Source organism: Legionella busanensis (genome assembly GCF_900461525.1).
Classification (GTDB): Bacteria; Pseudomonadota; Gammaproteobacteria; order Legionellales; family Legionellaceae; genus Legionella_C; species Legionella_C busanensis.
Genome location: NZ_UGOD01000001.1, coordinates 3277106 through 3297678, shown reverse-complemented (window position 1 = coordinate 3297678; position 20573 = coordinate 3277106). Strand labels below are relative to the sequence as shown.

Below are 20573 nucleotides of genomic sequence, written 5' to 3'. Positions count from 1 at the left end.
CTAATCACATTTTGTGCGCAAATTCAGCGCTACACCAAGAGAGTGATGCATTATTACCAAAGTTATAGTTAGCCTACAAATTAATAAATCGAAATTAGTAAGATTTTACCCGTGTTTTGTTTAATGATTTTTCATTTAGAATATTATTTTATAGCTTCATTAATTTTCCTAGCCGATGTTATACTCTAACTTTTAGTATTTTATTGTTAGGCGATTAATGAGTAGTAAAAATCACGATGCTTCTATAGCTCTAAATAAGAAAGCTCGTTTTGATTATTTTATTGAAGATGAATATGAAGCAGGTTTAGTGCTTGAGGGTTGGGAAGTAAAAAGTTTACGTGCTGGTAAGATAAATTTATCTGATGCACATGTCATTATTAAGCACAATGAAGCATTTTTGTTAGGTGCTCAAATTCAGCCTTTACCTACTGCTGCAAAGCATTTATATCCTGATCCTATAAGGACACGTAAACTTTTATTAAACAAGCAAGAATTAAATAAATTAATTGGTAGTGTAGAAAGGCAAGGCTATACCTTAATTCCTTTATCATTATATTGGCGCAAAAACCGTGTAAAGATGAAATTAGCTTTAGCAAGAGGTAAAAAAACACATGATAAACGCGATACTATCAAAGCGCGAGATTGGCAACGGGATCGATCAAGGTTATTAAAGAAAAATAATTATTAATTGAAAAGAAGAATTAGTGCTTGAAATTAAATAAATAAAACATTGACTAAGTTATTACAAATTTTAATTATAATAGACAAAAATAAAGAGTTACATGATAAACAGATTGACAATAAATAGACATCAGTCTTTAATCTAAAAGTATCTCTATTTTCAAATTAATGACAATTATGTAAAATTGTTATACCAAATGATTGAATTTTAAGCAGTAAAGATATAAAAGGAATTTTTAACCTAAGGAGGGGACTATGTCATATTGCACAAAGTTGTGCAGGATCTTATTTATACTATCATTCTTTTTACCTATTATGGTAAAAGCAGAAGTGCCTGTTAAATCGATGGTAATTTTTGGCGATAGTCTATCTGATACCGGTAATACTACGCATCTTTTAAAAAGCTTACGACAAGAAGAAAGTCCCGCTTACCTTGTTTATCCTGTAAAAGTTTTTGTTATTAATAAAATGACTGAATTTGCAGACGAATATTATATTCCTCAAATCCTGCTCGATACAGGCATAGATATAGTAACTGATTTTTTTGATACAGGGGTTGGGCCTATGCTTGCATCCCTTATTTCCAAGGTTAAAAAAGCACCAATTTTACCTGGCGAACCTTACTGGCAAGACCATTTTTCTAATGGTCGGGTGTGGGCTGAGTATTTAGCACCAATGCTTTATATAGATAGAGAAGATAAACGCTATTTTGTTAATAACGCATTTGGAGGTAGTTGGACTGTTACCTATGATCATCAATTAACGGTATGGAATCTAATACGTCATCCATTGTTAACAGTAAAAAACTTAATCGTTGGTAAGTTAATTCCTCCCAGCTTAGGGTTAAATATTCAAGCTCAGTTATTAATTAATAAGAATTTAAGTGATGAACCGGTTTATTTTGTTTTCATTGGTGGTAATGATTATTTAAACACGTTTAGATTCGAAGATAATTATGAGCCTACTAAATTAAGTGCTTATATAGATAATGTTATTGCAAGCTTAGACTATTCATTACAAAAATTAGTTAAAGCTGGTGCCAAACGTTTTGTTATTTTAGGCGTGCCTTCAGTAGGTGTTGCCCCTAAATATAACAATACAGCGGATAGTGAATTGTTAAATTTTGTGAGTCAAACTCATAATGAACGTTTAGCGCATAAAGTAACTGAATGGCAAAGTACTTTCCCTGATGCTGATTTTCTCTTTATCGATATTCAGCCTATTTTATTTAAAGCGATCGAAAATCCTGCACTTTTTGGGTTTAAAAATGTAACGGATGCTTGTATAGATGTTAAATTCCCTATGTATAAGGCATTAAAAGATTCGCCGTTTAAGGGCAACTTCGTGCTTGAATATGCCGAAGCGCTCCAGTATCAAGATAAAAGTTTTTCGCCTAATGAGAAAAATTATCATGTTTGTAGTAATCCTGATGATTACCTCTTTTGGGATGAGATTCACCCAACAACTAAAGCACATTTATTTTTAGCTGATGAAATTTGTTTATTAATGAAAGCGCATGGCTATAAAGCGAATTGTGCGTACCTTATAAAAAGCTAATATTTAAATAAGGCTATTTGTTATGGCATACTGCACGGTTTCTAATTTAAGCAGTATGCCAATACTGGAAATTAAATTAAGGAGTGATGCGATATGTGCGGAATTATAGGCGCAGTATCTCAACGCGATATTAGTCAGATTTTATTAGCAGGGCTTAGGCGTCTTGAATATCGAGGTTATGATTCTGCAGGTATCGCAGTTATCGATAATACAGGTCATTTAAAACGGGTCCGTATTCAGGGTAAAGTACAAGCTTTAGCCGATGCTATGAAAGAAACCGCTGTTAGTGGCAATTTAGGTATTGCTCATACACGTTGGGCAACTCATGGAAAACCTTGTGAGGAAAATGCTCATCCTCATCTTTCTAATGGACAAATAGCAGTTGTTCATAATGGAATTATTGAAAATCATGATGCTTTACGTGCGCAGTTAGAAAAGGCTGGCTATGAATTTTCTTCAGAAACAGATACTGAGGTAGCAGCTCATTTAGTTCATTACCATTATCAACAATATGAAAACTTATTACGTGCTGTACAAGAATCCGCAAAATTAATGCATGGCGCATTTGCTTTAGGTGTCATTCATGAGCAATGTCCAAATGAATTGGTGGCTATTAGAAAGGGCAGTCCACTTGTACTTGGTTCAGGTATTAATGAACAATTTATAGCTTCTGATGCTCTTGCTTTAGGTTCGTTCGCTGAGAAAGTAACCTATCTTGAAGAAGGTGATAGTGCTCATTTACATGATGGTAAAATTGATATTTATGATAATAATGGTCAGTCAGTAAATCGACAGGCACATGCATTTAATGGCGATAGTCAAATTATAAATAAAGGCAAATATCGTCATTTTATGTTGAAAGAAATCTATGAGCAAAGTAAAGTCTTAGCAGATACCCTTGAGGGCCGTATCGCTTCACAAGAGATTGTAAGAGCGAGCTTTGGTGTTGAGGCTGCTAAGTTCTTTAAAGATATTAAACAAATTCATATTATAGCTTGTGGAACGAGTTATCACGCGGGACTTGTTGCTCGCTATTGGTTGGAATCTTTAGCTGGTATTTCTGCTCAAGTGGAAATAGCAAGTGAATATCGCTATCGCGATGTAGTAGTTAATAGAGGTACACTTTTTATCGCTGTTTCTCAGTCTGGCGAGACTGCTGATACATTGGCAGCTCTCCATAAAGCCAAGTCTTTAAACTATCTAGCCACATTAGCTATTTGCAATGTTTCAACAAGTACTCTGGTTCGCGAAGCAGATTGTGTCTTTTTAACTCGAGCAGGTATTGAAATTGGTGTTGCTTCAACTAAAGCATTTACTACTCAATTAGCTGCTTTTTTAATGTTAGCTACGGCATTATGTAATGATGAACGTGCCACAGAACTATTAAATCAACTTAAAGAATTACCAGCTTGCTGCGAGCGTGTTTTACAAATGGATAAGCGTATTGAATCTTTATCACAATTATTTGTAACTAAATCACATGCACTTTTTCTAGGTCGAGGCGTTCAATACCCTGTTGCTTTGGAAGGCGCATTAAAGCTTAAGGAAATTTCTTATATTCATGCCGAAGCTTATCCAGCCGGAGAATTAAAGCATGGACCTCTTGCTTTAGTTGATGATGCAATGCCAGTTATTGCCATAGCGCCTAATGATGAGCTATTAGATAAATTAAAATCAAATTTACATGAGGTTAGCGCTCGTGGTGGCCAGTTAATTGTTTTTGTGGATGACTCACAAGCATGGCAGCCTAATGGAGCACAATTAATTCCAGTACCGACATGCGGACATTGGATTGCACCAATTATTTACACTATTCCACTACAGTTACTTGCTTATCATGTAGCAGTAGCCAAGGGTACAGATGTTGATCAGCCACGTAATTTAGCAAAATCAGTTACCGTTGAATAATTCTTTATATCTGTTTAAGCAGTAGATAGTTTAAAATTTAGAGTTATCTTATTGAGTTTCCATAGCGCATTTAGATTGTGGCTCCCAAAGAGCTACAGTGGCGCCTGTGGGATCTGTAATTACTGCAAAGTGTCCATAATTTCCTATCGCTGTCATAGGTGTTTTAATAATTGCACCTAATTTTTTTGCTTGGTCTAAAATAGAATTAAGATTATTAACAGAGAGATAGCTTAGCCATTGGGCCCGGCTGTCGCTCGCACTATCCAAGGTCATTTGTTTAATACCACCAAACTCCTTATCGTTTATAATAATCATAGTATAGATTGAATTATTAATAGTATGTTCTATAAATTGCCACCCTAATAATTTAGTATAAAAATCCTTGGCTTGGTCTAGGTGTGGCGTTATTAGTTCATGCCAACAAAATGGATTTGAGTTTGAAATAGACATATCTATTCTCATTATTAATTAATCTAAATTAGACAATCATATAGAGATTAATTCATTTAATATACTCTAACCATTTAAAGCATCAAAAATGCTGTTGCTAAAGTTCGCAAAACCAATGGTAATGAGTGTATAATAGCAAGGTTTTAATTAATGTTTTGCGAGGATGTGAATGGCTCAAGAAATGATATCGGCTGCAGAGATTATAGCGCAGGAACTCAAAGTTCAGATCGCACAAGTAGAGGCGGCTATTCGTTTACTTGATGAAGGTGCGACAGTGCCCTTTATTGCACGTTACCGAAAAGAAGCAACAGACGGCCTTAACGATACCCAATTAAGAAAACTAGCTGAACGCTTACACTATATTCGTGAATTGGATGAACGTCGTAATGTTATTTTACAATCAATTCGTGAGCAAGATAAATTAACACCTGAGCTTGAGCAGTTGATCTTGGCGGCAGCGACTAAAACGCGTCTAGAAGACCTTTATTTGCCTTATCGCCCAAAACGTCGTACTAAAGCACAGGTGGCTAAAGAGGCCGGTTTAAAGCCATTAGCTGATAGTTTGTTGCAAGAGCCAACACAAGAGCCCTTACAAAAAGCACAACAATACATTAACAATGAGCTTGGTATTCTCACAGCTGAAGACGCTTTAGAAGGCGCTCGGCAGATTTTAATGGAACGTTTTGCAGAAGAGCCTGAGCTTATCACAGAGCTACGTGAATATTTGTGGAATCATATTGCGCTTAAATCCACTGCTATAGGGGATGAGAAAAAAGCTAACAATGCTGCTAAGTTTAGTGACTATTTTGATTACGCTGAACCTATTAAAAAGATACCTTCCCACCGCGCTTTAGCTTTATTTCGGGGACGTCGTGAAGGTATTTTACAATTTAGATTAGAGCTCTCTAATAATCAGGATTATGGTCAACAGCGTATTGCTACTTTTTTTAATATTACGAATCAGGGCAACGCAGCAGATAAATGGTTATTAGAAACTATAGAAATGACTTGGAAAATCAAACTATTTACTAAGTTAGAACTCGAATTACTTGCTCGTTTACGTGAGCTTGCTGATGAAGAAGCTATTCAAGTATTTGCTCGTAACCTACGTAATTTATTATTAGCAGCGCCTGCAGGCTCTCAAGCAACAATTGGATTAGATCCAGGTATTCGAACAGGTATTAAAGTTGTCGTAGTCGATGTGACTGGAAAAGTTATAGATTATACGACTGTGTTTCCTTTTGCGCCTCATAATGAGTGGCATCAAGCTATTGGTGAATTAGCTAAACTTGCTGCTAAATATCATATTAGTTTAATCAGTATTGGTAATGGGACGGGCTCAAGGGAAACAGAACGCTTAGTCAATGATATGATTAAAATGTACCCAGATCTTAAATTAACTAAGGTTATGGTTAGCGAAGCAGGCGCTTCTGTTTACTCTGCTTCTGAGTTAGCTGCTGCAGAATTTCCTGATTTAGATGTAAGTATAAGAGGTGCTGTTTCGATTGCACGACGTCTCCAAGATCCATTGGCTGAGCTAGTAAAGATTGAGCCAAAAGCAATTGGTGTAGGACAATATCAACATGACGTCAATCAAAGCCGTCTAGCTCGTAGTTTAGATGGTGTTGTAGAAGATTGTGTCAATTTAGTTGGTGTGGATGTCAATACTGCCTCCGTAGCTTTATTAACGCGTGTTTCTGGGCTTAATGAATCTTTAGCTAAAAATTTAGTTCAGTATCGTGATGAATATGGCAAGTTTATTAATCGAGAGCAATTAAAAAAAATACCTCGAATGGGTGATAAAACCTTTCAACAATGTGCTGGGTTTCTTCGTATTATCAATGGTGAAAACCCCTTAGATGCTTCAGCAGTACATCCTGAAGCTTATCCTTTAGTAGAGAAAATATTAACTACTCAACGCGTTTCACTTAATGAAGTGATTGGCAATTATAATCTTTTGCAAAGCGTTAATGCTAAAGATTATGTTAATGAGCACTTTGGTTTACCAACTATAAAGGATGTTTTAAAGGAACTTGAAAAGCCAGGGCGCGATCCAAGGCCAAAATTTAAAACGGCTAGTTTTAAAGAGGGTGTAGAAGACATTAATCATCTTAAAGAAGGGATGATCCTTGAGGGTGTAGTTAGCAATGTTACTAATTTTGGTGCGTTTGTCGATATTGGTGTACATCAAGATGGGCTTGTACATATATCAGCAATGACTAATAAATTTGTTACTAACCCACATGCTGTTGTTAAGGCAGGTGATATAATTAAAGTGAAGGTTATTGAAATAGACAAAGAAAGGCGACGAATTGGTTTAAGTATGAGGCTTGAGGAAGATAAAGCTTCAGTGCCTGCTAAGAAAACGGTAAGTCCTGAGCAAAGGGAAAAAGGAGAAAAAGCCTTACCTATAAAGAAGAAAACGATAGTTAAGAAAGCAGATCAACATAAAAAAGGGGTTGTTTCGACTAGTAAAAAAGGAATATTTAATACTGCGATGGCAGATGCTTTAGCAAAATTAAAGCGTGGTTCATAATGATTCAAGTCCCTAGAGGTGAGGTTACTATCCAAACTCTTGCAATGCCAGCTGATACTAATGCAAATGGTGATATTTTTGGCGGCTGGTTAGTTTCGCAGATGGACTTAGCTGCGGGTGTTTTGGCTAAAAAGTTATCGCAGGGACGAGCGGCAACGGTAGCAATTAATTCTATGACTTTCCTTAAACCTGTGCGAGTAGGTGATATAGTTAGTTGTTATGCTGAGCTAGTTAAGCTAGGAAAGTCTTCTATGACAATAGATGTTGAAGTATGGGCTGAGCCCGCTACAGGTTTTGGTAAGTTTCGCGTTACAGAAGGTACATTTGTTTTTGTTGCAATTGATGAACATGGCAAACCTAGAGAGGTACCTAAGCATACATGAGCACTCATTTTGAAAGCTTAAAGAATTGGATTGCTGAGATGGCTAATCTGATCGAAGATAACTCTGACCCTGAACCTCAGAATTTTACTCCTTTTCTTTACGAACCTGTTTTAGCTCTGCAGCTTATTGATTTAATAGCTTCCTTAAAGGAAGAAAATAGCACTGAGGAAAATCCTTATTATTCTGCTTGTATCTTTGCTATTGATATTTGTGTTGCTCAATTACAATCAGCTCAAGAGACAGGAAATAAGTTAGCAATGAAAACATTAAATCAATTAATGGATCACATGGCTGACGCAATATTAACGAGTAAACATTCGCTAGGATTTTGGTTGCCTATTTTAAATGCTTTTTATGATGTGCATTTAGAGCTTTCCCCCAAATTACGGGAGGCTTATTTAACTTTGGCTGAAGGAGATGATGAGAGCAATGAGGTTAGTGATGAAGTAAATCATCTCGACGCTATTAAGGATATGATAGAGGAGCTTTCTAATTTTTCTGCTTTTGATATTGCAGAAAATTTCTTTGCGCAAAGCCATGCTATGCCTGCTGATTTTTTTGTTGATTTAGTCATTGATCTTTATAGCATTGAAGAAGGCCACGAAATTGCCCTTCTTACTTTGTTACATCCTAAACCTGCTGTAAGAGAAATAGTAATTGCAACATTTGAACACTTAATGCCAAGGATTATTCTAAGTTCAGTTTCATTATCTCGCTTACAAGCAATTAAAAATTGGTACTCAACACTTTATCATGAGCAGTTTAACCGCTGGATTAAGGAACAACGGAAGCAAGGTGTTCTTTTTAACACAAATAAAGGTGTTCCCATTATTAAAATTAAGGCCAGTGAGGTCGATGGCAGTGGTGCCCAAGGTCTATTTATACATATTAAGGAAGGTAGGAAAAATCGACTTTGTGGCTTATTGCTCAAGCATGGTTTAGGGATTAAAGATGCCTGGTTAACGCCACCCATTAAAATACAAGATATCAAAAAGTATTATGATGAAACATTTGATGACAATATTACTTTAAGAGAAGTAGATCTGACTTATTTGCAAATAATAACAGAGCACTTTCTAGCGCTAACAATTGAACAAGGTGGTATGCCGGATCTGCATTTATTAGAAATTCAAGAGCTTTTAAATATAAACTTTTATCCTCGTATACTAGACGTAACAGGATTAATAGAAGAATTAAGTGTAAAAATTTCTCCTTTTACCCCAGATAAAATGCAGGCTTCATTTAAACGCTCAAAAAATTGGCTTAAAACCAAGTCTTTTACAGAATCTTGGTATATTGAAAATGCTAATGTTGATAAGTTAGTAAACCGTTGCAGTAGCTTTGTAGATGGTGTAAAACTTTGCGTGATTGAAGATGCTATTAAAGCCGTTATAGAGCAGGAAATGGAGTTAAATCGAGAGAAATGGCTTTTTCATTTTTTATGGATTACTATATGGCTTAAAGCTAAATCTCGTAAAAATGAAAAGACCTGGCAAGATAGTTTCTTTATTGCGTACGCCATTTATGAAAATATGCCTCTATCTTCTATTCCTTTAATACATGAAATTAGCCGGCAAACTGTCATTAATAGTATTGAAACTATGCATGATCGGCGCACTTACTTAAATCCTGAGTAACTTTTGCCTAAAAGTATTGAGGATTAGCTGTGGATAACTATGTGATTAAATTTTGAGTAAAATTTCAATAAAGTTATTTTCTAGTTTAAGTCATTGTATTTAATTATTAATTTGTAAAAAACAAATTCGGTCTAATTATTAGCTCTGTGGATAACTTTGTTAATATATAGCGCCGCCCTCTAATTTTAGACAAAGCTAAATGAGTAGGCAAAAGAGCTAGCAGCGTAATATAAAACTTAGTAGGTGATACTATATTAGTCAGACTTGATAAATTTAATCTACACTTAAGTGAGGCCTTAAAAATCTAATTAAATAGTAACAAATCAAGTCTAGGCATTTATTTCTAAAATTAAAATAGTTTTAATAGAATTTATTAATGAATTTAACACATGGATTTTGCTTTAAATCTAATCATTATTATCGCTGATCAGCTTATGCTGTTCATTATTAACATGCTGGTTGCCAGGCATGCTGGTGAAGCTTTGTTTGGTGATTACGCTGTAGCAACAAGTTCGCTCTTTTTAATTGCGACCCTGATTACTTTAGGGATTGACTCAATTATTGCTTACTACGTTCCTAAGTATTATGTGCAAAGTAAATATAGCACGATAGTGCGTCTAACAGAGGACGTTTCACATTTTCTAAAGCCCCTTTATTTGTGGGTTATGGTATTAGGATGTATTGGCGCAGTTACCCTTATTGCTTTAGCCACTGCTCTTAAAAATATAACCCTATTCGATATAGGCCACCCATTATATTTATTTCTTTGGGGTACAGTTGCTTTATCTTTATATACCATCTCAATGCAGTATTTTCGAGCCATTAACTATATGCGTACAGCAATTTTATTAAGCTTACTGCAGACTATTTTTTATTTTATTTTAAGTTTAATCATTTATTTTTATCTCTATCCAGCCCTCCTTCATGATAATAAGCACTATTTCCCTCATATTATGTTAATAGGATTTATTTTAAGTTATCTATTAATCTTAGTAATCGTTTCCTTTCTTTATAAGCGCTCAAATATTCACTCATTTAAACCTGAATTAGCAAATACCAGTATAGAGTGGAAGGAGAAGATGTATGGTTATACGATTCAAAACTTAAATCGCTATGTCTTTACTGTAATTCCATTGATAGTCATTGAGTGGTTAAGTAATGAGGAAGGCTCAGTTGGCTTATTTGCAGCTGTTACTTCTATTATTGCCATTGCTGCTATTGCTATCGCTCCAATCGGTATATTAATTGGACCGGATATTTCTGCTTCTTTTGCTCAAAGCCGCGAAGCGCTTAAAAAGGTGATTCAAAAATACTTATTAATTTGTGTTGGGATTGCTTTAATAGTGATGCTAATAATAGGTTTGTTTGCTAAACAAATTTTATTACTGTACCAATCTCATTTCATGAATGCATTACCGTACACTTACGCATGTTTAATAAATATCTTAACTTATTCAATTACAATGCCTTTATCAAAAATGATTCAATACTCTCATAGAGGCAGTGAAATTGGAGCTAAGTTAACACTTAGCCTATTACTTTTTCAATTTGTGGCTTGCATTATTTTTATTAGCTGGTTAGACCTTTTAGGCGCAATCATTTGCTATATTGGTATAAACATTATCTATATCATAGCAATGGTGATTTTGGGATTAAAAATTTATAAAAATGATCCATTTGGCAGCGCAAAAGTATAAATTTTAACACTTAGCGATTTATCAGCCATAAAATAATCATAATAACTAAACTAATGACAATTGAGGTGGTAATTGGAAAATAGAAAGTAAAATTACCTTTTTTTATAAGGATATCGCCAGGTAACCTGCCTATACCTAATTTTTTAATTAAAGGCCATGCTAAGCCTAAAATTATGAAAATAATTCCCAATCCAACCATAATTTTTTGCATAAAATTACCTTAATTAACGTGAGTTCAACATAAAAGAGACAAAGGCTCTTTTATGTCGCTAAACGAACGTTATCCCGTAAAATACCAAGCATTTATACGGGATCCAGATTAAACATAACTAAATTCGACATAAGCTATAGCAAATATAGTTTATGTCGAATTCACGTTACTTAACTAACAGTAGCTAAATGAAGTTAATATTCTTAAGCTTGCTTTTTAGTTTTTAATCTTTCTACAATGATTTTCTATCTGTTTGATGTGAGGCTATCATGAAAAATAATAAAGCTGTCTCGATAAATCAAGATAATAAAATTTTTAAATCTAAAAAAACAATCATTGCATCCCTAATAGCAAGTAGTTTTTTTTCTCAATGCACATTTGCTAACGTAGAAATCGATTTTTTAAATTTAATAAAGCAGTCGGATCTTTTAGCTAATAATCAATTTATTGTTAATGTAATTACAGAAGAAGCAGAGACGTCTTTTGCTACCGGTGGGAATGGTGGTAATGGCGGTAATGGGATTGGCGTTAATCCAGGCAATAGTGGTATTGCAGGCACTGGGACGCCGCCTGGAACACAAGGTGGTAACGGGGGGGGATTAAATTTTGATGGTGCAGGGGGTATCGATGGTGGTGAGGGAGGCAGCGGTTTTATAGCTAGTGGAGAGGGCGGTTTAGGCGCTTTTAAAGGTGGTAATGGTGGAAGTAATATTTCTGGCGGTGGGGGCGGCGGTGGCGGTAGTAGTACTAATTTTTTGACTGGACAAGGTACTGGCGGTGGTGGTGGGGGGGGTAGCAATACTAGTGGTGCTGGCGGCGGTGGTGGTGGCGGTGGTGTTGGTCAAACATTTTTATTTTCTCCCGTAGAAATTGGTGAAAATACTGGCGGTAACGGTGGTAATGGGGGTAACGCTTCCCTTGACGCTGGTGGTGGCGGCGGTGGCGGTGGTGGTACTGCTGTTGTTTTTAATACAGTTATTAGCAATGCAACTAATTCATTTAATAATATTGGCGGAAATGGCGGTAATGGTGGTTCTTCGTTAGGTGGGGGTGGCGGCGGTGGTGGCGGTGGTACCGGGATGCTATTTAACGAAGCAGTTAATTTAACTAATATCAGCAATATTATAGGTGGCAATGGTGGCTTAGGTGGTATAGGTGGTGGCGATAGTGGCGGTATTACTAATTCAGCTGGCAATGGAGGTAGCGGCGGAGATGGTATAGACATTTTTGCGTTTACTAGCTCTCAACTTAATAATATAGGTAATATTATTGGCGGTAATGGTGGAGACGGTGGAGAGAGCTTAGGTGCTGCAAGTATAGCGGGTAATGGCGGCTCTGGTGGTTTTGGTTTATTGTTTATTGAAAACAATCATATTATCAATAATGGTCTTATTAGTGGTGGGGCTGGAGGCAGTGGGGGCGATGTTGCTTCTCAAGATGCTACACCAGGTAATGGTGGAGAAGGAGGAGTAGGGATTGAAGCTATTGGTGGGGGTGTTTTAGTTAACGCTGGTATGATTAGTGGTGGTAATGGTGGTGTGGGCGGTTCATCTCCTACCTCTGCATCGGGTTTCGCTGGTGCAGGTGGCGTTGCTATTATGGGTGGCAATCTTAATATCATTAATCGCGGAACTATAGAAGGCGGATTTGTAGGCGATCATATTGGTAATGAATTATTTAGAGCACCGGCTATCGTTTTTTTGGGGGGTGTAAATCGCCTTGAATTGCAGCCTGGTTTCTCTATTTCTGGGTTAGTTATTGGATGTGATTGTGGCGATGATGTATTGGCTTTAGGTGGATCAGGTAGTGCTACCTTTGACGTAGGCTTATTAAGTACCGGTGGCCAATATTTAAATTTTACTAATTATGAAAAAACAGGGGATAGTACTTGGACTTTGATTGGCTCGTTGCCTGATCCCAGTATTGTTACACCATGGACTATTAACCAAGGTATATTAAGTATTTCTGACGATGCACAATTAGGCAATGCTGCAGGTTTACTAACCTTAAATGGTGGTATTTTACAAACAACATCGTCCGTTATGATGGATCGCCTGGTTACCTTAGCGGCTGCTGGTGGTACTTTTAACACATTAGCTAATCTCAATATAAATAATACTATTAATGGTAGCGGTAGCCTTATTAAAACAGGTCCAGGCGCATTAATCTCATCAGCAGTAAACACATATACAGGTCCAACAATTATCGCCGAAGGTACTTTAGCTTTAGAATTAGCGGGTGATGTAGCTAGTAGTAGCGGGATTAATTTAGTTAATACAAATACCGTATTTGATATTACAAATGCAAATGATAATCGTGTGATTCAGTTATTATCAGGCGTTGCAGGTAGTACAGTCAATGTAGGCGCAACTCATTTAATTATTAATCAGGTCAATACTAGCTTTTTTGCTGGTGAGTTTGTAGGTACAGAAGGTTTTACCAAGCAAGGCCTAGGGAGTTTGATTTTAACAGGGGCTTCTACAAATTATGGTGGCAATGTTTCAATAGAGGCTGGTAGTTTAATAGTTAATGGTGTGCTTAGTAGTCAAGTGACAATAGGCACAAATGGCCGTTTAGGAGGCACAGGCACAGTAGGTACAACTGAAGTGAATGGTATTATTGCACCTGGTAACTACTCTATTGGTGTATTAACTGTAGCTGGTAATTACACGCAAACTACTGGTTCCGTTTATGAAGTAGAAATCAACACCGCTGGTCAATCTGACTTAATTAATGTAACCGGTACGGCCAATTTATTACCGGGCGCAAACGTATATGTGCTAAAAGAGTCAGGGCTTTATGCAGCAGGTACTCGCTATACCATTTTAACTGCGGGAGGCGGCGTTAATGGAACTTATAATAACTTACTACAGAATCTACCTTTCTTAAATTTAATTCTTAATTACGATGCTAGTAATGTTTATTTAGATGTTGCTCGTAATGACAGATCCTTTGCTTTCTTTGGTACTACCCTAAATGAAATTGCTACGGCAACTGGCGTTGAAAGCTTAGGCGCGGGTAACCCTCTCTATAATGGTTTTTTAAATTTAGATAATGTGCCCTTGATTAAAACTACATTAAATAATTTAAGTGGAGAAATATATCCTTCTACGTTAGGTGCTTTACTTGAAGAAAGTCGTTATATACGTGACGCTATTTCTATGCGTTTAGATGATCAAGCGAATTTCCTGCCACACGTAAAAACCATTACCGGCCTTATTTTTTGGGCACATGGTTTTGGCACTTGGGGTAAATTAGATGGTAATTACAATGCTAGTGAATTAGATCGTTCTACACAGGGCTTTTTTATAGGTGCAGATCAAGAAGTCGGTGTAATAGGGCGGGTAGGACTTGTGGGTGGCTATAGTCGATCAAATTTTGATGTTGATCGAAGAAATTCATTTAGTGAAAGTAATAATGGTCATATAGGCCTTTACGCCAATGCTTTTTATAATCGATTTATTGCCCATGTGGGCGCAGCTTATAGCTGGCATGATATTAATACTAATCGTAGCGTTAGCTTCCCCTATTTTAATGATTATTTAACGAATAACTATAATGCTAATACAGCGCAAGTATTTGGTGAGCTTGGCTATGATTTACAAGTAAACCGTTTTTCTATAAAGCCGCTTGTTAATATTGCTTATATTGATGTTAGTTCAGATAGGTTTAAGGAGCACGGTGGCGCAGCAAGTCTACGAGCTCGACAAGCTTCTCAAGACATGACCTATACAACATTAGGTATTAGGGAAAAAGGCGTATTATATGTAACAGATACCTATGCACTTAATCAACGCATTTTCTTAGGCTGGCGTCATGCTTACAATAGTTTAACGCCCCAAGCCACACTTAATTTTGCATCAGGTAGCTTACCATTTTTAATTGGTGGCACGCCACTTGCTCGCAATGCGCTTCTTTTAGATGCAGGCATTGATATAGCACGACTTGCAAATGATGTGCATTTAAATATTTCCTATTTCGGACAATTTGCTTCCCGAGTCAAGGACAATGGTTTTGTTGCGAGGTTAACATGGAGCTTCGACGGTCCGGCTCTGCAGTATAAATAATCTATTGTAGGAAATTCGTCGGGCTAAGGCCCGACTTTAAATTAACTTGAAGCTTTAATAAGGGGGGCTCTTAGTTATAAGCAATCGATTATATGTTTAAAAAGTAGATTGGGCCTTGACCAACAATAAAACTGACCCACAGGAAGACTTATAAATATTATGGCAAACGAGTATTTTCTACTACTTTATTACTCTTTTTACTACTTAACAAAAGCTCTTCAGCATGATTACGCGTTTGCTCAGTAATTGTTAAACCGCCCAACATACGGGCAATTTCATCCACCTTATCTTTTTCAGATAGAGCAACAATATGGGAATACGTCTGCTGATTATCACTAAATTTTTCTACCACAAAATGATAATGAGCAGCTGCGGCAACCTGCGGTTGATGTGTGACACAAAATACTTGTAGCCGTTCGCCCAGTTGGCGTAGAAGTTGACCTACTAATGCGGCTGTTGCACCTCCTATCCCGACATCGACTTCGTCAAAAATTAATGTGGGTGTTGCACCTCGCTGTGCAGTAATCATTTGAATAGCTAAGCTAATACGAGAGAGCTCGCCGCCTGAGGCAATTTTATTTAATGAATCTGGCGCCATACCAGGATTAGTACAAACTTTATATTCTACTTTATCAAGGCCATAAGGCTGCATTTTATCAAGGCTAGTAATTTCGATAGATACTTTACCTTTGGGCATTCCTAGTTGCTTTATAATTTTACTTATTTCATTGGCCAATTTTTCTGCATGAATAACTCTTGAATTGTGGAGTTTAAGAGCGTCTTTTTCATAAGCTTGTAATTGATTTTGGTACTGCTGCTCTAAAAGTATAATTTTTTCTTTTGCATCTTGATAAGCTTGTAGTTCTTCCTGTAAACCCGTCAGGTGATGAATAATTTGTTCGGGTCCTACATGGTATTTACGAGCCATATGGTGGATAACACTTAAGCGATTTTCTATTTCTTGTAAACGCTCAGGATCAAGCTGTATACGTTCACCAAAATGTTGAATTTCATCTAATGCTTCTTCACACTGTATCAAAGCGCTATTAATTAACTCTAATGCATTTTTAATATTAGTTTGTTCGTGAGGTAAATCCTGAAGCAAGTGTAAAACTAGATTAAGTTGCTGGTGAATACAAGGTTCATTATCTGCGTTTAATAACTGAGAAATTTGTTGGGTATAATGAATATAATCTTGCGCTCGATGCAATAATTGATGCTCTTCATTTAATTGTTTAATTTCGTTTTCTTGCAGAGCAAGGTTACTTAACTCATCAATTTGAAATTGTAAAAGCTCAATTCTATCTTTAGAGTTTTCATGTGTTTTTAGTGTATCAATTTCATTTTTTATTTTCTGACATTGCCTATAAAGGTAATATACATCGTCTACAAGCTTATCATGATTTGCGAAACGATCTAGCTGCTCACGGTGAGTTTGATGTAGCATTAATGTTTGATGTTGATGCTGGCCATGAATATGTACTAACATTTCACTTAGTTCTTTAATTTTCTGCAAGGGAAAAGGTTGGCCATTAATATAAGAACGGGAGCGTCCTTCGCTATAAATAACGCGTCTTAAATAAACCTCTCCATCCTCATGATTAAGATCATGTTTGGTTAACCAATTCGCTGGCTCACTTGCATTATCAATTTGAAAAGTGGCATGAATATCACATTTTTCTTCACCGTATCGAACGACTGATGCATCTGCCCTACCACCTAAGGCTAATAGTAGCGCATCAATCATAATGGATTTCCCTGCACCTGTTTCACCAGTGAACGCACTCATCCCTCTTGTAAAATCAAGTTCAAGCAATTTAACGATAGCAAAGTTTTCAATACGTAAAGCAGTGAGCATAGCTTATCCTTGATGCTTTGATTCCCAGCCAAGTTTGATTCTTAGCGTATCATAATAATGATAATCACATGGATGCAATAAGCGAAGCTTTTGTTTATTTTGTTCAATACAAACCTGTTGCCCAGGTTTAACCATTCTTGATTCATGCCCATCACAGCTAATTCGCAAGTCAACTTCATTATGCTCGCTAATAACAAGATCAATAATGGAATGAGCATCAATGACTAAAGGTCGAGAGCTTAAACTGTGGCAAAACATAGGCACTAAAACAATGGCATTTAATTGTGGATGCATAATAGGACCACCTGCGGATAACGAGTAAGCAGTTGAGCCAGTAGGGGTTGCAAGGATCATCCCGTCTGAACGATAGTGACTCACAAATTGGCTATCAATATACACATCAAATTCAATTAAGTGCGTATCACTACCCCGTCCTAATACGACATCATTTAAGGCATTGCCATGAAAATAAGTTTTTGTTTTGTCATGAATTTTTGCACTTAACAAAAAGCGTTTTTCTTCTAAGTAATGCCCGTGTAAAACAGCATCTAATTGTTTTTCAATATCAGTAGGTGAGATATCAGTTAAAAAACCTAAACGACCACGATTAATTCCTATTACTGGTACATCGACTAAAATAGCCATGCGTGCTGCGGATAATAAACTACCATCCCCACCTACAACCACAATTAAATCTTTTGTTTGTCCAATTTGCTCATGGGGTATGATGGGTAGGTTAGTAGCAAATTTAGCAGTATCACTATCTATAAATACTTCGATTTTTTGGGCGTTTAAAAAATGACTAAGACGTTGTAGCGTCTCCTCAATCTCCTGAGTTGCCCGATGCTGCCTTGCATAAAGAATAACACGCTCAAATTTAGGTTTCATAGTGATTAGCTTTTAATTATCCGCATTAGCTCGTGATGTACGTTTTCTAGCTGTTTCATCTAATTCTTTTTTTCGTAACCGAATAGTTTGGGGAGTTACTTCTACTAATTCATCATCATCTATAAACTCAAGTGCTTGCTCTAAAGATAGCTTAATAGGCGGTGTAAGGATAATATTTTCATCAGTTCCTGAGGCACGCATATTGGTTAATTGTTTTTCTTTAGTTACATTAACAACTAAATCATTATCTCGAGCATGAATACCGACAATCATACCGGCATAACACATAGTTTGTGGCTCAATAAATAAGCGCCCCCGTTCTTGTAAGTTAAAGAGAGCAAAACCACGGGCCATTCCTTGGCAATTGGCAATTAACACGCCGTTATTACGTTTGCCTAATCGACCTTTAAATGCGGGCCCATAATGATCATATACGTGATACATAAGTCCTGTGCCTGATGTGCTGGAAAGAAACTCGGTATGAAAGCCAATTAAACCTCGCGTCGGAATCACATAATCCAGTCGAACCCGACCTTTGCCATCGGGGAGCATATTTTGTAGCTCACCACGTCGTTCGCCTAACTTTTCCATAATAGCACCTTGATGAGCTTCCTCGACATCAATGGTTAACCGTTCATAAGGCTCTAAATTTTCCCCATTTTCTTCCCGCATAATTACTTCAGGTTTAGAAATCGCTAATTCATAACCTTCCCGGCGCATGGTTTCAATTAAAATAGATAAATGAAGTTCACCGCGGCCTGAAACTCGAAATTTATCAGGATCAGCTGTATCTTCAACCTGTAAAGCAACATTATGTAACAATTCAGTCTCTAAACGTTCTCTTATCTTGCGACTGGTAACAAATTTGCCTTCTTGGCCGGCAAAAGGAGAATCATTCACTTGAAATGTCATGCTAATCGTAGGTTCATCAACTAACAAAGGAGGAAGCGCTTCTACCTGATTAGGATCACACAAGGTATCGGAAATATTAAGTTGCTCAATACCGGTTACAGCAACAATATCACCAGCACTTGCTTCTTCAATTTCAATACGTTCAAGGCCTTTGAAACCTAACAACTGTAATAATCGACCGCTGCGAATTTGACCATCTTTATCAATAATTTTAATCGGTGATTTAGCTTTAATGTGACCGCGGGTAACACGCCCTATGCCAATGGTACCCACATAAGAAGAATAGTCTAGTGAGCTAATTTGCATTTGAAAAGGACCATCTTCATCAACATCAGGGGATTTCACTTTATCAACGATTGTCTGTAATAAGGCAGACATATCGGTCGCTTCATCATTTAAATCGAGCTTGGCATAGCCATTTAAAGCTGAAGTATAAACTACAGGAAAATCAAGTTGAGTGTCATTAGCACCTAAATTGTCAAAAAGATCAAAAACTTGATCCATGACCCAATGTGGCCTTGCACCCGGTCTATCAATTTTATTAATGACCACAATCGGATTTAAGCCACGGGCAAAGGCTTTTTGCGTGACGAAACGAGTTTGTGGCATAGGTCCGTCAACAGCGTCAACTAACAGTAAAACACTATCAACCATAGATAAGATGCGCTCTACTTCACCACCAAAATCAGCATGCCCTGGGGTGTCAACAATATTAATCTGATAATTTTGCCAATAAACACACGTGTTTTTAGCTAAAATAGTAATACCGCGTTCTTTTTCTAAAGCGTTAGAATCCATAATGCGCTCAACGCGGGGTGCTCGTTCATTAAGGGTTCCTGTTTGTTGCAGTAACTTGTCAACCAAGGTGGTTTTACCATGATCAACGTGGGCAATGATAGCGATATTACGAATCATTTCAATCATAAAGGGCCTTGTATTTAAAAATGATGCGATTCTAACCCACTTGTAATAGGAAGTCGCCTATTAAGCTATTTCATATTAAGTGGAATAGAATAGGATAAGGTAATTATATTAATGCTTATTAATTAATCATTATAACATGGGAATAATAGTAAATACCATGAATATAGCTAAAGCAATCTTATAGGCTAGTAGTTACATTTTGTTTTCCACTGCGTTATCCAAATCGACCCCAGGATCAGCTTGATCAACACCTGGGTTTTTTGTAGTGGTTTTATCATTCATACTCACATTGTCTAAAGTTGACGCTGGTGTCTCTTTTGTTGAATCTTTAGACATAGGCTTAAGGCCAAAATTTGTATCAAGGCCTTGTTTAAAAGCATTACTCATCTCATTAAAAGCCTTCGGTATGGCGCCGTCGTTAATTTCATTCAATGTTTGTTTAATTGTTGAGTGTATATTTTTAACACCTTCTTTAGCATCTTGCGCTTTCAGTACCGCGCCGTCTTTAATTTCATTAGCTCCGTTTAAAATGCCGGCTCCAACTGCGCGCCAACCCCCGTTTTCTTGAAACTCTTTTCTAAAAGCAAATATATCTTTGTGGTTTCTATTAGTACCGGCGATCCACTCATTATTATCATCTTTGTCTTGATCCTTTTTTTTAGGGGCTACTGTTGGATTTGTTGGTTTAGGTTCAGACTGAGGCGTAGTAAAATTTTTTGCGTCTGGACCAGCCGCTCCCTTATCATCCTTTTTGGGCGTTGGTGTAGGGACATTACCTCCATTTCCTACGGTAGAGGGCGTCATAGTTACAGGCGCATTAGTGCTTTGAGTATCTTCTAAATCAGACATAACAATAATTCCTAA

14 protein-coding genes are annotated in these 20573 nt (G+C 36.8%); 8 read left to right on the top strand and 6 right to left on the bottom strand.

The features are described from left to right. Positions 1 to 217 precede the first annotated feature (217 nt). The 3 genes from smpB to glmS all read left to right on the top strand — a co-directional run bounded on the left by smpB (position 218) and on the right by glmS (position 4146). Positions 218 to 688 (top strand): SsrA-binding protein SmpB, encoded by a 471-nt coding sequence (gene smpB / locus DYH30_RS14600; RefSeq protein ID WP_115332348.1) that lies wholly within the window; start codon positions 218 to 220, stop codon positions 686 to 688. A 248-nt stretch (positions 689 to 936) separates the two neighbouring features. Next, on the top strand, positions 937 to 2238 hold the full coding sequence (gene plaC / locus DYH30_RS14595) for a lysophospholipase/glycerophospholipid:cholesterol acyltransferase PlaC (protein ID WP_115332347.1): 1302 nt from the start codon (positions 937 to 939) through the stop codon (positions 2236 to 2238). A 93-nt stretch (positions 2239 to 2331) separates the two neighbouring features. After that, positions 2332 to 4146 (top strand): glutamine--fructose-6-phosphate transaminase (isomerizing), encoded by a 1815-nt coding sequence (glmS, locus tag DYH30_RS14590; RefSeq protein WP_115332346.1) that lies wholly within the window; start codon positions 2332 to 2334, stop codon positions 4144 to 4146. A 48-nt stretch (positions 4147 to 4194) separates the two neighbouring features. Here the strand turns inward: glmS and DYH30_RS14585 are convergent, their stop codons facing one another. Continuing rightward, positions 4195 to 4596 (bottom strand): VOC family protein, encoded by a 402-nt coding sequence (locus DYH30_RS14585; RefSeq protein WP_160116221.1) that lies wholly within the window; start codon positions 4594 to 4596, stop codon positions 4195 to 4197. Positions 4597 to 4765: 169 nt separating this feature from the next. Between DYH30_RS14585 and DYH30_RS14580 the strand changes: the two genes are divergently transcribed. From DYH30_RS14580 to DYH30_RS14565, 4 genes are all read left to right on the top strand, one after another. Next, positions 4766 to 7132: a Tex family protein gene (locus DYH30_RS14580; protein WP_115332344.1), complete on the top strand. Its 2367-nt coding sequence runs from the start codon at positions 4766 to 4768 to the stop codon at positions 7130 to 7132. Beyond that, on the top strand, positions 7132 to 7515 hold the full coding sequence (gene yciA, locus DYH30_RS14575; RefSeq protein ID WP_165482128.1) for an acyl-CoA thioester hydrolase YciA: 384 nt from the start codon (positions 7132 to 7134) through the stop codon (positions 7513 to 7515). Before DYH30_RS14580 ends, yciA begins: the two co-directional genes overlap by 1 nt. After that, positions 7512 to 9152 (top strand): hypothetical protein, encoded by a 1641-nt coding sequence (locus tag DYH30_RS14570; protein WP_115332343.1) that lies wholly within the window; start codon positions 7512 to 7514, stop codon positions 9150 to 9152. Before yciA ends, DYH30_RS14570 begins: the two co-directional genes overlap by 4 nt. Positions 9153 to 9541: 389 nt before the next feature. Further along, positions 9542 to 10849 (top strand): lipopolysaccharide biosynthesis protein, encoded by a 1308-nt coding sequence (locus DYH30_RS14565; RefSeq protein ID WP_115332342.1) that lies wholly within the window; start codon positions 9542 to 9544, stop codon positions 10847 to 10849. 10 nt (positions 10850 to 10859) lie between these two features. On the opposite strand, the gene DYH30_RS14560 is transcribed toward DYH30_RS14565, so the two are convergent. Continuing rightward, entirely contained in the window at positions 10860 to 11060 is a 201-nt protein-coding gene (locus tag DYH30_RS14560) for a DUF2905 domain-containing protein (RefSeq protein ID WP_115332341.1), read from the bottom strand. A gap of 269 nt (positions 11061 to 11329) precedes the next feature. On the opposite strand from DYH30_RS14560, the gene DYH30_RS18590 reads away from it, so the two are divergent. Then, positions 11330 to 15127 carry an autotransporter outer membrane beta-barrel domain-containing protein gene (locus DYH30_RS18590; protein ID WP_160116220.1) on the top strand — a complete coding sequence of 1266 codons (3798 nt, stop codon included), beginning with the start codon at positions 11330 to 11332 and terminating at the stop codon, positions 15125 to 15127. 157 nt (positions 15128 to 15284) lie between these two features. Here DYH30_RS18590 and recN read toward each other — a convergent pair whose 3' ends face one another. The 4 genes from recN to DYH30_RS14530 form a co-directional block, all read right to left on the bottom strand. After that, the gene (recN, locus tag DYH30_RS14545; RefSeq protein ID WP_115332339.1) at positions 15285 to 16985 is read right to left on the bottom strand and encodes a DNA repair protein RecN; all 1701 of its coding nucleotides are present in this window, start codon (positions 16983 to 16985) and stop codon (positions 15285 to 15287) included. 3 nt (positions 16986 to 16988) lie between these two features. Beyond that, positions 16989 to 17873: an NAD(+) kinase gene (locus tag DYH30_RS14540; RefSeq protein ID WP_115332338.1), complete on the bottom strand. Its 885-nt coding sequence runs from the start codon at positions 17871 to 17873 to the stop codon at positions 16989 to 16991. A gap of 12 nt (positions 17874 to 17885) precedes the next feature. Continuing rightward, positions 17886 to 19709 carry a translational GTPase TypA gene (typA, locus tag DYH30_RS14535; protein WP_115332337.1) on the bottom strand — a complete coding sequence of 608 codons (1824 nt, stop codon included), beginning with the start codon at positions 19707 to 19709 and terminating at the stop codon, positions 17886 to 17888. Between the two features lie 192 nt (positions 19710 to 19901). Continuing rightward, positions 19902 to 20558 carry a hypothetical protein gene (locus DYH30_RS14530; RefSeq protein WP_115332336.1) on the bottom strand — a complete coding sequence of 219 codons (657 nt, stop codon included), beginning with the start codon at positions 20556 to 20558 and terminating at the stop codon, positions 19902 to 19904. Between the last annotated feature and the right edge of the window lie 15 nt (positions 20559 to 20573).

Coding starts and splice junctions, on each gene's coding strand:
- recN (WP_115332339.1), bottom strand. CDS start 16,985: ATGCTCACTGCTTTACGTATTGAAAACTTTGCTATCGTTAAATTGCTT.
- DYH30_RS18590 (WP_160116220.1), top strand. CDS start 11,330: ATGAAAAATAATAAAGCTGTCTCGATAAATCAAGATAATAAAATTTTT.
- typA (WP_115332337.1), bottom strand. CDS start 19,709: ATGATTGAAATGATTCGTAATATCGCTATCATTGCCCACGTTGATCAT.
- DYH30_RS14570 (WP_115332343.1), top strand. CDS start 7,512: ATGAGCACTCATTTTGAAAGCTTAAAGAATTGGATTGCTGAGATGGCT.
- smpB (WP_115332348.1), top strand. CDS start 218: ATGAGTAGTAAAAATCACGATGCTTCTATAGCTCTAAATAAGAAAGCT.
- DYH30_RS14565 (WP_115332342.1), top strand. CDS start 9,542: ATGGATTTTGCTTTAAATCTAATCATTATTATCGCTGATCAGCTTATG.
- DYH30_RS14540 (WP_115332338.1), bottom strand. CDS start 17,873: ATGAAACCTAAATTTGAGCGTGTTATTCTTTATGCAAGGCAGCATCGG.
- DYH30_RS14580 (WP_115332344.1), top strand. CDS start 4,766: ATGGCTCAAGAAATGATATCGGCTGCAGAGATTATAGCGCAGGAACTC.
- DYH30_RS14560 (WP_115332341.1), bottom strand. CDS start 11,060: ATGCAAAAAATTATGGTTGGATTGGGAATTATTTTCATAATTTTAGGC.
- plaC (WP_115332347.1), top strand. CDS start 937: ATGTCATATTGCACAAAGTTGTGCAGGATCTTATTTATACTATCATTC.
- DYH30_RS14585 (WP_160116221.1), bottom strand. CDS start 4,596: ATGTCTATTTCAAACTCAAATCCATTTTGTTGGCATGAACTAATAACG.
- DYH30_RS14530 (WP_115332336.1), bottom strand. CDS start 20,558: ATGTCTGATTTAGAAGATACTCAAAGCACTAATGCGCCTGTAACTATG.
- glmS (WP_115332346.1), top strand. CDS start 2,332: ATGTGCGGAATTATAGGCGCAGTATCTCAACGCGATATTAGTCAGATT.
- yciA (WP_165482128.1), top strand. CDS start 7,132: ATGATTCAAGTCCCTAGAGGTGAGGTTACTATCCAAACTCTTGCAATG.